The sequence below is a fragment of the Marinomonas profundimaris genome (assembly GCF_000508165.1).
In the GTDB taxonomy this organism is placed as follows: domain Bacteria; phylum Pseudomonadota; class Gammaproteobacteria; order Pseudomonadales; family Marinomonadaceae; genus Marinomonas; species Marinomonas profundimaris.
Genome location: NZ_AYOZ01000012.1, coordinates 290,481 through 303,494, shown reverse-complemented (window position 1 = coordinate 303,494; position 13,014 = coordinate 290,481). Strand labels below are relative to the sequence as shown.

Here is a 13,014-nt window from a genome sequence, read left to right as displayed (position 1 = left end):
GAATTAGTTGGCTTTGAGTTTGATGCACACTACGAGCCCTGGGTTAGCGTTGGTAAGGGTCAGTTCGCCATTGTGAAGAGAAACAATGGCGTTGACCAATGTCAGCCCTAAGCCATGACCAAAGACGTCTTTTTTGGCAGAAAGTCGCTTGAATCGCTGGGTGACGAATTGCTGACTTTCTTCCGGTATGCCTTTTCCTTGGTCCGCAACATTGATGACGGTTTCTCCTAGAATGGCGTCGATGCTTAAGCGGATTACCTTGCTTTCTGGCGCGTACTTTATGGCGTTGTCTAATAAGTTGGCAATGGCTTGAAAAATGAGAATTTTATCGGCAAAGAAAACGTATTTTTTGCTGGCTTTGAGTTGCAGTTCGATACCGTAGCTTTCAGTAAGAGGATGATAATACTCGTACACTTCATGCAGTATTTCATACGCGTTAATTTTGTCTTTTTGATAACTGACTTGACCTGTTTCTACTTCAGATAGACGCATAATAGAACGGAATAGAACTTGGATCTGTTCGGTTTCTTTTATGGCTTGCTCTAGTTCATTAAATTCTGAGCCATCGACCCTTTCGGAAATATCGATTAGCTTATGCTGCAGTCGTGTAAGCGGTGTTCTAAGCTCATGGGCAACATGGCTGGTGATGTCGCGAACTTCTCCCATGAGCTTTTGAGTGCGCCCTAAAACGAGGTTGATTTCTTGGCTAAGCTGGCCAAATTCATCGCCATTGTTTTTGTCGTTTACACGCACATCGTGTTTGCCCTGTGCATACTGCTCTAACGTCTCGATGATATGGTTCACTCGATTACGGTTATGCAGACTAAATGGCAAACTAAGCAACAAAATAATGAGCTGAATGGCGAATAATCCTGCTCCTGTCATAAGGGGGATTATGCGAGTTTGTTGGATCATAGGAAGGACGTTGTAAGCATTGAAATACATACCTCCGTCGGCCAAAGGAACCAGCAACCCCAATAGTTCTAAATGATCACTTTTTAGGGAAATAATGTTGGAAGAATTGTCTTTATTTGCCTTTAATGTGTCGATTTGAGCATCAGGCATGTTCTGCTTATCACCGTATAAGAGACTTCCGGAGGCATCAAATAGAAAGGTGAATTGATCCTTTCTATTGCCTGCTCGCCCTTCACAATGTAGTTGTTTCGCGAGCACGGTGCTGTTGGTAGGGCGGTCATTTAACGCGTGGTTCTCGAGGTTCTCGAGGATCATGCCTCTGACGTGACTTTTCATAATACGGTCTAAAATATAGTTACAGACTACGATGGAGGCCGCAGAAATGAGAAGGCAAATAAACGCCACTGCCACCGCTTGACGAAAGCTGCTGCTGCGAAATAATGGTTTAATGAACACAAAATTATCCTAGTGCGTAACCAACAGAGCGGATGGTTCTAATAATGGTATTTTTTGAACCGCCATCAAGCTTTTGTCTCAACTTTGAAAGGTGTACATCGAGCACATTTGTCTGAGGATCAAAGTGGTAGCCCCAGGCTTTTTCTAGCAGCATGCTACGCGTGACGGTTTGGCCCGGATGTTCAGCTAAGACATAAAGTAGCTTAAATTCTTTGTTCGTTAAGTCGATGAGCTGACCTGAGCGTGTGACTTCATGGCGCTCAAGATTAATGATCATGTCTTTGATTTTAATAAAGTTACTGGATGCGACGCTTTTAGTTCGGTGATAAAGGCGTTCTAGCCGTAACAGCAACTCAGTGAAGTCGAACGGCTTTCCTAGATAATCATCTGCCCCTGCTTGTAATCCCTCAATTCGGTCTGATATTTGATCATTCGCCGAAAGAATAAGAATAGGTGGATGAGGGTCCGTGCCAAGCAGTCCTAAGAGTTGTATACCATCAATAATAGGAATGACTCTATCCAATAAGACAACATCAAAGACTTCTTCTTTAATCAGTTTTAATGCATCTTTTCCGTTATCAACTAGCTTACAAGAATGGCCCGTTCTATGGAGTTTGCTGCTAATCCAGTGTCTGACGGAAGCATCATCTTCAACAATAAGAATACGCATATTTACTATCTCTCAGAACAAAAATGGCGAAGGGAATCCTTGAATACTATATGCTAATGATAACTATTATCAAATAGAAAAATCATGATGTCTCTTAATATCCTTGTTTGCTTGAATTAAGAGTTGCCTAAGTTTTTGATTTTTTAGCTGAAAATTTGATCAGCCCATACATTTTTAAAATTGATCTGTGTGCGATCAGGAAAAGTATTCTGTTCATCGTAACAAGCAGACGGCAAAGAGCCAGTATCAATTCATTAAGCATTCTTAATGCTTCCAATCTTGAGTTACGGATGGAAGTTGAGATTAATATAACGTAGAGGAAGAAGGTGGTTTTTTAACAATGATGTTGTGATATTAGTGATCTTTATAAAAGAATGATTTTTTTAATGTATCCATAATGGCTGACTGACAGTTTAAATCATTTTTTAATAGAGTGTCGAAAATATGTTTTTTATGATTTATTTAAAAATAAATATTAAATAAATGTAGAGCTTGAATGGGTGTCTAGTGGAAAAATAATGATGAAAACTAACGTGTTTATATATCAAATTATTGCCGTGCTTAGCCTTATTATGGTTTGCGTTGGGATTCTTGTACCAGGCATTCCGGCGACAGAGTTTATCTTGCTTTGCGCTTGGTCTTCGTCTAAAGGATCGCCAAGGATTCATCGCTTTTTACATCATAATAAATTTACTGGTCCGGCTATTGATAATTGGAATAACGGAAAGCTAATTTCTAAAAAGAATAAAGTTTTTTCGTCCGTAAGTATGTTCTTATGTGCATTTTTATTGATTTATACTGGTGTTAATCAATATGTTTTGTTCTTTGCATTGTTGGGTATGTCAGTGGGTTTTATTTGGATTTGGTCTCGTCCAAACACTTAATTTAAATGAAAATTATTACTTTTTCTTAATATAAATCAGATGGCTATTCTGAAAGTAAGTTTCTATTATTCTGTAAGATATATTTTATAGAGGTGAGAAATGAAGACGATAGAAAAAGATCAAGAAACGCTGACATTTGCTAAGCGTTTAAAGCAATCAACACGTGTGAATCACGATGGTGTAGATACATTAGTGATGCAATCGCAGCCTTTTGCAAACGAAAAAAACTACGCGAATTTCTTACGCTTACAGCATATTTTTCATAAGACGGTTGCGCCTTTGTATCAGAATAACGTGTTGCAAGAACTTTTCCCCGGTTTGGGTGAATTGCCTCGGTTGAGCGCCGTAGAGTCTGATCTGAACGATTTGGGTTTGAGCACTGCTGTCGACGCGGCGTCCGTGGAAAAAATCACCGATTTACACCAAGCGATTGGTTGGTTGTACTGCAGTGAAGGTTCCAATATTGGTGCGGCTTTTTTGTATAAAGAAACGCAAAAGCTGAATTTTGATGCAGAACATGGCGCGAATCACTTAGCGGCGCACCCTGAAGGACGTGCGCCGCATTGGCGTAAATTTGTGGCTCAGTTAGATGCACTGACGTTGACAGAACAGCAGGAAGCGTTGGCGATACAAGGGGCGATGAGCGCCTTTGCATTCTATAAAAAAACATTGGCGAGCCTAGCCGTGCAATCGCCCTTATAACGAGTTTAGAAAGACGGGTTATCGAAGCCACGCGGTGTTCTTAATAAGAACACCGAGTGGTTTTTTTTGTATTTTTTGATGTACTTAAGACGATTTTTGAAAAAATAGATGATCGAATGACAGTCTGCCACCGCCTCGATACATGAGTAATAGCGCAATAGCGAGCCACGTTGCATGCGTTGGATAAGCATCTGGGTAAACAAGCAGCTGGATCACCAATGTCATACCGGCGAGACCCAGCGCGGCAAGTCGAGTAAATAATCCCGCTAAAATGAGTATGGGAAGAATGTGCTCAGCCAAGGTTGCCAGCGTGGCGGCAATGGCTGTCGGTAGCAAGGGTAACGCGTATTCATGTTCAAAAAGAAAGTAGGTGCTGTCGGTTATCTGAGGCCAACCTAACTGCATTTTCATCGCGATGATATCCAGTGAAAAACCTTCTATTTTAGTTTGTCCTGATTTCCAAAAGACCGCCGCAATGGCAAATCGAGCGAGAAACAGAATCAAAGATTCGGGAATATTTTTAAACAGGTTTTCACTTTTTTGTATTAAGAAAGACACCATGATTGTCACCTTTATTTTTTATCGTTTTAACACTGAAATCTCAGTGATATGAGTCAGTAATTTCCATTCAATGAGCTTTGCTAACGTGGCGCCTAGGTCAAAAGTTTCTGAATTCGGCACTGCGTTTTCAAGGGGTTTATGCTGTAACAATGCGCTGAAAAATACGCTTTCGTCTTTGCTGATAATATGAAATGTTCCGTATAAATCGCTTTTTGAGAGAAGTAAGTGCTCGCTATTTTTTACTATTACATTCGTCATCGGTGTCTGATGATGCGCTTGATAAATTGAGCCAATGGCAAAAGGAGACGTCATTATTTGGCTGTTTGGTGGTAATGACAAACGCAATTGACTTGGATCGCTGGCATTGTCGAAAGCCGCTGCTATTTCTGCGTGCTCTAGTGTCGAGTGTTCTTGGTCATTCGTTAGCATTAGTAGGTTATGCTCCAGCGCAGCAACATCCGCCAAATAAGGCAGACTTTGCACTGGCTCAAAATGGTGTAGGAAGTCTGGAAGTTCGTCTCCGTATTCACTGATCACTGGCGTTTTTGGCGGATGATGGCGGATGAACTCTCTTGCCATCGCACGAAAGAAATCCTCGCCGACCAGTCTTTGTGTAACGGGAAATATGTCGGCCAAGGCATCCATCAAGGACATAAAAATGTTGTTCCGGTAGACATTCAAGCGAACGGCTTTCTCTTCGGTAGCGTTTGCTTTTACTTCATGGCTGAAATCGTCAGTCTCGTTTAATAGCGCGGCTTTAAACGATGAGTTCATTAATACGCTCCTGACGAACATGATCCCGGATTGAGTTTGCGACGTGCGCTTCGGCTAAAAGTTCATCCAGTGGGGGGAGATTGCCATCGCGCTCTATCAAGGTTAGGCAGTCGCCGGTGCGTGTCAGCGTGTGTTGATAAAGGTTCCAAACGAGGCCGGATACAGGTTCGTCGTGACTGTCTATTTTTAGGGGCGTAATCGGGTTTTGGTCAAGTGTGTGCCCAGCTAGGTGGATTTGTTGCACGGCTTTGACAGGAAATGCATCAAGGTATTCGTAAGGATTCGCTTGCTGATTAAAGCACGACACTTCGACGTTGTTTACATCGAGTAATAATCCGCAGCCTGTGCGTTCCGCCATTGCCGTAATAAAGTCAATTTCACTGCGATCGCTGCGTTCAAACTCAAAATAGGTAGAAGGGTTTTCAATCAGTACTTGTCGTTTTAATGCCGTTTGCAATTGATCGATGTGCTCACACACACGTTGTAGCGTGTCTTCGTCATAAGCGACAGGCAATAAATCGTTTAAAAAGGCATTGTCGTGGCTTGACCAGGCTAGGTGTTCGGAAAAAAACGTGGGTTGAATCTCATCTAAGAGCTGTGAAACTCGCGCTAGATGGTCTTGATTCAATGACACTTCACCGCCTATAGACAAACCAACACCATGAACCGTGATTGAATATTGTTCACGAATTCTGTGTAAGTAGTGACGTGCTGGGCCACCTTTACTCAGATAGTTCTCAGCGTGGATTTCGAAAAAACCAACTGCAGGCAAGGTGTTGAGAATGGTTTGGTAATAAGCTGGTTTCAGGCTAATGCCTGTCAATGTATCGAAGTCGGAGGGCGAGCGGCCCTCCGCTTTTGACATGTTATTACTTGAATAAGACATGCTAAAAAGCCGTTTTTAGAAGGCTTTTAGTTGGCCGTGGCCAGTTGGAGAGGTCTTAGAGTCCATGTCCATGCAAGTACCTGCTGGAACCAGTTTCCATGCATTTGCTTGAAAGTCTGTTTTCGACGTGCCTGCACAAGAGGTGCCTGGACCCGCTGCACAATCATTTTGGCCAGCTAATGCAACGCCGTAACACTTTTCTTTACTGGCGGCTTCTGCAGGAACGGCAACAGCAGAAAGGGCAATCGCAGTACCAAGAGCAAGAGACAAAGACGCTTTTGTGTTTTTCATGGGTAAATCCTCATTCAATATAAAGGGAAAGACAGCGAAGTCTTATGATTTCATTTCTTTGACGTATTGAGATTGTGATTTATTACACAGGAAAATGTTTATTTTTTATTTTCACTCTCACCTTGAGTATAGCGCTTTGAAATGAAACGCAATTCTTGCATTTGTTTACCAAATTGACGGCACGATGAGCACATTGAGGTATGCACGCCAAGGTTCAACTTCTCTTTTGTTGAAAGAGGTCGATCCAGTTTTTCTGAGAGCATTTGGGTCGCTTGTTTGCAGTTCAACATAAATTAGGACACCTTTGCTTGATACCAATTGTCTTCTAGGCATTCTCGTAACCGCAACCGAGCACGATAGAGAGTGACGTTTAGATTACTCACTGATATGTCTTCATTGTGGCAAATTTCCGGTGTTTCCATTTCAAGAAATTCGCGCATCATAAAAAATCGCCCATATTTTTCTGGTAACGCATTTAGGCAAGCATCAAATACACGCCAGAAATGGATGTTTTCAACATCGTGATCAGGCTGATCCCATTTTTGCGGGCGTTCGTGCTTTTGCCAATGACCATTGTCCTTAAAGAGTTGGTCCATGAGCTCTTCACCGCTTAGGTTTGGCCCATCTTCTAACTGACTGACGGCGGTATGACGCTTTTCTTTGCGCAGTAAATCAATCACCTTGTTTTTCAAAATTGAAAACACCCAAGTCTTAAAGGCTGCTTGCCGAGCAAACCGATCAATATTTTGATAGGCGGACAGCATGGCTTCCTGCACGGCATCTTCTGCTAACTGGCTATCTCGAACTTGCAAGGTCGCAAATTTAAGCATTTGAGTTCGTAATTCCGCGATAAACTCCGCATCTTGAAATGCATTTGTCGTCACGGAATGGTCCACCTCGGAAGATAGGTTCGCGTTAGTCATTTGAGCCTCGGTTCATGTGCAGTCATTAGACGATGTTGAAAGTCGTTTTATTACAAAATAGTCGAATTTTACCGACCTCTTTTTTTAGTCTTCTTTTTTCGATAAAAGTTCGGCTTCTGCGAGGTACTCGTCTTTGAGTTTGACGTAGTTTAAGCCGGCGTATTGGAAGTACTCGATTTCTTTGTCGTTTAGCGGTCGAATTTGTTTGACGGGCGACCCCATGTACATGAAGCCAGATGCTAAGCGTTTACCTGGAGGCACCAGAGAGCCTGCGCCAATGATGACTTCGTCTTCAACGACTGCGCCATCTAAAATGGTGGTGCCCATGCCAACTAACACTCGATTGCCAACCGTGCAGCCGTGCAGCATCGCCATATGACCAACGGTGACGTCGTCTCCAATCGACAGTGGGAAACCGTCTGGTTTATAGGTGCTGGCGTGCGTAATGTGAAGGCAGGAGTTGTCTTGAACGCTGGTTCGAGCGCCAATGGTAATACTATGCATGTCGCCACGAATTGCCACTAGCGGCCAGACTGAACTGTCATCACCTATGGTAACGTCACCAATAACCACCGCGTTTTCATCGACCCAAACACGATCACCCAGTTGTGGTGTTTTACCACGGAAAGATTTCATCACCATAAATCCTCTCTATACAAAATGTTTTGCGTTATAAAGTAAGAAACTATCAATACAATAGCGGTAGACCCATTGAAAAACGGCAAAGATCACATATCTTATTAAGCATAGAGATCATTACTACCTTGCGGCTCTGTCACATGAAAGTGTCGAAGCAGGAAGGCAAAAGCGCCGACGACAAAGGCCCTAAATTTCATAAAAGGATACCACGATATGTCACAGTCTGTATGGGACGCGACCAGCTTACCGGATTTTAACGGCGTCGATGTTGCGAGCATTGAAACCGACTTAGAAGCACTGCTTAAGCACAATAAAAAAGCCATTGATGATTGCGTGAATGAAAACACCAAGCCGACGTGGGAAAGCCTTGTTTTACCCTTGGATCAGTTACACGATGATTTGAATAACTTCTGGTCACCAATTGGGCATTTGAATTCCGTAAAAAATACGCCAGAACTTCGAGCGGCTTATAATGCGTGTTTGCCAAAATTGACGCAGTTTTACACCGACCTTGGTCAAAACAAAGCGCTTTATCAAGCCTATAAAGCCTTGGCGGAAAGTGATGCGGCGAAAGACTTATCGGTTGCACAAACCGAAGCGTTGACACAAACCATTCGCGACTTTGAATTGTCCGGCGTGGGATTAGAAGGCGACGCCAAAACACGTTATGGCGAAATCAGCCAGCGCTTGTCTGAACTGGGCAGCCAGTTTGGCGAAAACGTATTGGACGCCACACAAGCGTGGAGCAAACTCATTACCGACGAAAGTGAACTTGCCGGTTTGCCTGAATCTGCCTTAGCACAAGCCAAGCAAATGGCCGAAGCCAAAGAACAAGACGGCTGGTTATTTACACTGGATTTCCCGTCTTATATTCCGGTGATGAGCTACGCCGATAACGTGGCATTACGAGAAGAAATGTATCGCGCGTTTGCGACGCGTGCGTCAGATCAAGGAGGCGACATCAAGTTCAATAACGCGCCTTTGATCGATGAAATACTGTCATTGCGTCATGAAATGGCTCAAGTGCTTGGTTTTGACAACTACGCCGAATTGTCTGTTGCAACCAAAATGGCCGACAACGGACAACAAGTAATCGATTTCTTGGAAGACCTTGCTAAAAAGTCAAAAAGCTCGGCAGAACAAGATCTTGCACAACTAACCGCGTTTGCGAAAGACGAAAATGGCGTGGAAAAACTCAACGCGTGGGATATGACGTATTACGCTGAAAAGTTACGTCAGCATAAGTTCAGCATTTCTCAAGAAGAGCTTCGCCCTTACTTCCCAATGAACAAGGTTCTGTCTGGATTGTTTCACGTGGCACAAACTTTGTTCGGTGTGGAAATTCGCGAAGAAAAAGAATTCGACAACTATAACAAGGACTTGCAACTGTTTACCATCAGTAAAGACGGAGAAGACATTTCTCGTTTCTACCTCGATCCTTATTCGCGTGAAGCAAAACGTGGTGGCGCTTGGATGGATTCTTGCCGTTCACGTCGTCGCTTAAGCGACAATCGCTTACAGCTTCCGATTGCGTATTTGGTGTGTAATTTTACGCCACCGATTGGTAATAAACCCGCTTTGCTAACTCATGACGAAGTTACCACCTTGTTCCATGAATTTGGCCACGGTTTACATCACATGTTGACCCAAGTGGATGTGTCGTCTGTATCAGGCATTAACGGTGTGGCGTGGGATGCAGTTGAGCTTCCAAGTCAATTTATGGAAAACTGGTGTTACGAACCGGATGCACTTGCGCACATTGCTGGGCATTTCGAAACGGGCGAGCCATTGCCGCAGGACTTACTCGACAAGATGCTTGCCGCGAAAAACTTTCAATCTGGCATGCAAATGATGCGTCAGCTAGAGTTTTCTTTGTTTGATTTCCGTCTACACATGGAATACCAAAAAGGCATTTCTGTTCAATCGGTTATCGATGACGTTCGCAGTAAAGTCGCCGTCACGACACCGCCAGAATTCAACCGTTTCCAGACCAGCTTCTCACACATTTTCGCGGGTGGTTACGCAGCGGGTTACTACAGCTACAAATGGGCGGAAGTCTTGTCGGCGGATGCGTTCTCTAAATTTGAAGAAGACGGCATTTTCAATACGGATACGGGCGCGCACTTCCGTGATACCATATTGGCCAATGGTGGTTCTCGTCCAGCGGCTGAATTGTTCGCTGAATTCCGAGGTCGTGAGCCCAGTACCGATGCCTTGTTAAGACACAGTGGCATCGCCGCTTAGCGTTATAAAGGTAGTAAGGTTATGACAGTAAAACGTTTTATCGCCGGTGCGGTGTGCCCACGTTGCAGTGAGATGGATAAAATTCGTGCGTGGCGAGATGACGACGCAGAACAGCAGTTTCGTGAATGCATTTCGTGTGGCTATGAAGATGTGCAGTCGACCGTGGTTCAAGCTCAGCCGACTGAGATCGTGACGCGAGTGAATCAACCGCACAGCAGCGCGCCGGATGCCGAAGAAGTCGTAATCAACTTCATTCCAAACCCTGGGATGACCAAGCACTGATTCTTCTTCAAAATATGAAGGTGACTAAAAAACGGGCTTACTTTTACAGTAAGCCCGTTTTTTTATTGCCGTATTTTCTGAACAGAAACACGGAATTAAGGCTGGGTAAGCCAGAGCATATCCAATGGCTCGATTGCCACTAACCCAAGCAAGTCGATGTTCTGATCGGTTAATAAATCGAGAGCAGTGTGTTGTCCAAGAATATCGCTGAGTGGTTTCGCAAGCGAAACGCGGTGTTCACTCAAGTTGGCGATGACCAATAAGGTATGTGCACCTGATGTTCGTTTAAACGCGAAGAGGTGTTCGCTGTTCAGAGTAATCAATTCAAATTCTTGCGCAGCAAAAAGCGTGTTGGCTTTGCGGATTTGAATCATCTCTCGGACCATTTGAGCGATTTTCCCCTGCGGTGCTATTTTGTCCTGCGCTAAGGTAAAGTCCTTCTCAGTGAGCTTCTTACGGTGCACCCAGCGGCTATCGTCGACCTTTGTTGCATCGTTAAGGTAGTCATCGTTATTGAGTACACCAAGGTCGTCACCTTGGTACAGCAATGGAATCCCCGGCATGGCGAAGTTGATGCCGTTCAATACTCGAATGCGTTTGATCGCATGGTCGAGCAAAATGGGGTCGTCGGCCTTGATGGCGTTTTCTACTCCGGCAAGTGACGCTAAGGTGCCGCACACACGGCAATCGCCGTTGACCGGGTTTTCTTGGAAAGGTACGCCAGCCGCAAACGAACCGTCGAATTGGCCTGTGTAAAACTGATTTAAAAAACGACGATGACCCTGCCCGTTCATGCCGAGTCGATCGGATATGGCGTCATCCCATAACCAACCAATGTCATCATGGCAACGGATGTAGTTAATCCACGTGGTGTGTTTTGGGATGTTGAAACTGCGTTCAAGTGATTGATATAAAAGGGTTGTCTGTCGTGTCGCAAGGCTTTCCCATAACAGCGCCATCATCAATGGGTTGTATGACAGCGTGCATTCGTCTGCGCCTATGTATTTATTCACTTCATCGGGGTGAACGATGGCTTCGGATTTAAACACCACATGCGGTGCAGCAATGTCCAGACAGCGTTTAAACGCTTTGATCAGGTTGTGTGCTTTGGGCAAATTTTCGCATACGGTGCCTTTTTCTTTCCAGACGAACGCCAGTGCGTCGAGCCTAAGTACATCGCAGCCGTTGAGAACCAAGTGCAGCATTTCTTCAACCACCGCAACAAAAACCGCCGGATTGGAATAGTTCAAATCCCACTGGAACGAGTTAAAGGTTGTCCAAACATGACGGTCTAATACCGGTAGATGGGTGAAGCTGCCACGGCGAACCTGAGGGAAAATTTCTCGTACTGTGTTGTTGTATTCAGCGGCGTCGTGCTTATTGAGAAAATGGTAATATTTTTGGTATTCCTGATCGCCTGCTTTGGCAGCTTGTGCCCAACAGTGCTCGTCTGAGGTGTGGTTGAACACAAAATCCAAGACCATACGGATGCCTTTTTTGTGCAATGCGGCAGCAAGGTCTTTTAAGTCTTTGTTGGTGCCCAAATTGGGGGAAACCGTGCGGTAATCAGAAATTGCGTAGCCGCCGTCGCTGTTGCCTTTAGGGGCCAAATACAATGGCATGAGATGCAGATAATTAATCCCTAACGATTCAAAATAAGGGATCTTGTCGACCAGCGAGGTTAGATCATCCGCGAGTAAATCTACGTACACCGCGATGCCGACGTTTTGATTCGACTCGAACCAGTGCTCTGGTGCATTTTTGATTTGCGCTGGACGTTTCTTTTTTTGGAAATTGATGAAGGATTGTAGCAAAACTTTTAAATGATAATGCAGGTCAAAACAATGACCATAAAGCGGAAAAACTTGCTGGAAAAGCGGGATGAAATTCGTGTCGAGCCGCTGCATGAAAATGGATTTTTGTTGAGAAGTTAACGTACTAAAGTCCAGCTCGGCCAAAAGGCGCTGCTTGGTTTGTAGAGCTTCGAAATCCATGGCGGTTATATACCTTTTTAAGATAAAGCTCGTGTGAAGAATACGAGTGATATTGTTGTTATTTTCGTGGGTTCGTAGTGTCAGGTGACAAAGTTCGCGTTCCTTGCTTACCTTAAGAAAACGTAGCGCAAGGCTCAGGGCGGGTCAATACAGGGGCGTTCTAAAAACGGGCTTAATTTACGAGACGTGAAACGCCTCGTAAATTAACAAGCTACTTGTGCGAAGCGTAACCACTGCCGATGGCGTTAAATGGCATATTTAGGTTCAGTTCAGGAACTTGCTTTCCTATCCACGCTGGGAAGGTATTGCTGTTAGGGCCTGGAAATACGGTGTATTCGTCTGCCCAAGGGTAACGAGCTACCGCCTCGTTAATTTTTGGTATCAATGCTTCGGCTTTTGGCCCGGTAATGGACAGTACTTTTTCTGGTCTTGCGCCAAACCAGAAACGATCTGGCGAGCTGGTTTTGTATTCTGATAGCGCGGGTAGGCCTCGATTGACTCGCCAGCCAACGACTTCATGAACCGTATATTCTGCGGCGTTTTTTTCTTTTGTTGCGATCCAAGTATGCACTGCAAACCAACCGCGCCAGCTGTAGGCGTCGGCGGCGTAGAATTCGATAACGGCGTCTTTTTCTGCTTCTGGAGAAGGTGCGATACCCGCGGGTTCGCGGCTGGCGGTTCGCCAACTATCGTTGCTAGAACAACCACTTAGTAATAATGAAATGAGTAATAACCCTACGTATTTTGTCATTTTCTGATCCAAGCCAAATGGCGTTCTGTTGGAGAGAAATAA

The 13,014-nt window shown here is 44.4% G+C and carries 15 protein-coding genes; 4 read left to right on the top strand and 11 right to left on the bottom strand.

Annotation, left to right across the window (positions count from 1 at the left end; translation table 11 throughout):
• Positions 1 to 3: 3 nt before the first annotated feature.
• Together D104_RS27745 and D104_RS27740 are read right to left on the bottom strand one after the other, a co-directional pair.
• Positions 4 to 1,371: a sensor histidine kinase gene (locus D104_RS27745; RefSeq protein ID WP_024023925.1), complete on the bottom strand. Its 1,368-nt coding sequence runs from the start codon at positions 1,369 to 1,371 to the stop codon at positions 4 to 6.
• 4 nt (positions 1,372 to 1,375) lie between these two features.
• Positions 1,376 to 2,041 (bottom strand): response regulator transcription factor, encoded by a 666-nt coding sequence (locus D104_RS27740; RefSeq protein ID WP_024023924.1) that lies wholly within the window; start codon positions 2,039 to 2,041, stop codon positions 1,376 to 1,378.
• Between the two features lie 518 nt (positions 2,042 to 2,559).
• Here D104_RS27740 and D104_RS27735 point away from each other — a divergent pair.
• Together D104_RS27735 and D104_RS27730 are read left to right on the top strand one after the other, a co-directional pair.
• The gene (locus tag D104_RS27735) at positions 2,560 to 2,925 is read left to right on the top strand and encodes a YbaN family protein (protein ID WP_024023923.1); all 366 of its coding nucleotides are present in this window, start codon (positions 2,560 to 2,562) and stop codon (positions 2,923 to 2,925) included.
• Positions 2,926 to 3,024: 99 nt separating this feature from the next.
• Positions 3,025 to 3,627: a biliverdin-producing heme oxygenase gene (locus tag D104_RS27730; RefSeq protein WP_024023922.1), complete on the top strand. Its 603-nt coding sequence runs from the start codon at positions 3,025 to 3,027 to the stop codon at positions 3,625 to 3,627.
• 84 nt (positions 3,628 to 3,711) lie between these two features.
• Here the strand turns inward: D104_RS27730 and D104_RS27725 are convergent, their stop codons facing one another.
• The 7 genes from D104_RS27725 to D104_RS27695 all read right to left on the bottom strand — a co-directional run bounded on the left by D104_RS27725 (position 3,712) and on the right by D104_RS27695 (position 7,704).
• Complete coding sequence (locus tag D104_RS27725; RefSeq protein ID WP_024023921.1) at positions 3,712 to 4,188, bottom strand: DoxX family protein; 477 nt, start codon at positions 4,186 to 4,188, stop codon at positions 3,712 to 3,714.
• Positions 4,189 to 4,206: 18 nt separating this feature from the next.
• On the bottom strand, positions 4,207 to 4,962 hold the full coding sequence (locus D104_RS27720; protein ID WP_024023920.1) for an HvfC/BufC N-terminal domain-containing protein: 756 nt from the start codon (positions 4,960 to 4,962) through the stop codon (positions 4,207 to 4,209).
• A complete protein-coding gene (bufB, locus tag D104_RS27715) occupies positions 4,946 to 5,827 on the bottom strand; it encodes an MNIO family bufferin maturase (RefSeq protein ID WP_235075917.1) in 882 nt (293 codons plus the stop codon). The genes D104_RS27720 and bufB overlap by 17 nt, the downstream gene beginning before the upstream one ends.
• Before the next feature lie 36 nt (positions 5,828 to 5,863).
• The gene (locus D104_RS27710; protein WP_024023918.1) at positions 5,864 to 6,139 is read right to left on the bottom strand and encodes a BufA1 family periplasmic bufferin-type metallophore; all 276 of its coding nucleotides are present in this window, start codon (positions 6,137 to 6,139) and stop codon (positions 5,864 to 5,866) included.
• A gap of 98 nt (positions 6,140 to 6,237) precedes the next feature.
• A complete protein-coding gene (locus D104_RS27705) occupies positions 6,238 to 6,429 on the bottom strand; it encodes a zf-HC2 domain-containing protein (protein WP_024023917.1) in 192 nt (63 codons plus the stop codon).
• 3 nt (positions 6,430 to 6,432) lie between these two features.
• Positions 6,433 to 7,062 (bottom strand): RNA polymerase factor sigma-70, encoded by a 630-nt coding sequence (locus D104_RS27700; RefSeq protein ID WP_024023916.1) that lies wholly within the window; start codon positions 7,060 to 7,062, stop codon positions 6,433 to 6,435.
• A gap of 84 nt (positions 7,063 to 7,146) precedes the next feature.
• A complete protein-coding gene (locus tag D104_RS27695) occupies positions 7,147 to 7,704 on the bottom strand; it encodes a gamma carbonic anhydrase family protein (protein WP_024023915.1) in 558 nt (185 codons plus the stop codon).
• Between the two features lie 210 nt (positions 7,705 to 7,914).
• On the opposite strand from D104_RS27695, the gene prlC reads away from it, so the two are divergent.
• Positions 7,915 to 9,945 (top strand): oligopeptidase A, encoded by a 2,031-nt coding sequence (gene prlC / locus D104_RS27690; RefSeq protein ID WP_024023914.1) that lies wholly within the window; start codon positions 7,915 to 7,917, stop codon positions 9,943 to 9,945.
• Between the two features lie 21 nt (positions 9,946 to 9,966).
• Positions 9,967 to 10,227, top strand: a complete 261-nt coding sequence (locus D104_RS27685) for a YheV family putative zinc ribbon protein (RefSeq protein WP_024023913.1) — start codon at positions 9,967 to 9,969, stop codon at positions 10,225 to 10,227.
• Positions 10,228 to 10,322: 95 nt separating this feature from the next.
• Here D104_RS27685 and D104_RS27680 read toward each other — a convergent pair whose 3' ends face one another.
• The gene (locus D104_RS27680; protein WP_024023912.1) at positions 10,323 to 12,221 is read right to left on the bottom strand and encodes an amylosucrase; all 1,899 of its coding nucleotides are present in this window, start codon (positions 12,219 to 12,221) and stop codon (positions 10,323 to 10,325) included.
• Positions 12,222 to 12,432: 211 nt separating this feature from the next.
• Positions 12,433 to 12,972: a DUF3750 domain-containing protein gene (locus D104_RS27675; protein ID WP_024023911.1), complete on the bottom strand. Its 540-nt coding sequence runs from the start codon at positions 12,970 to 12,972 to the stop codon at positions 12,433 to 12,435.
• Between the last annotated feature and the right edge of the window lie 42 nt (positions 12,973 to 13,014).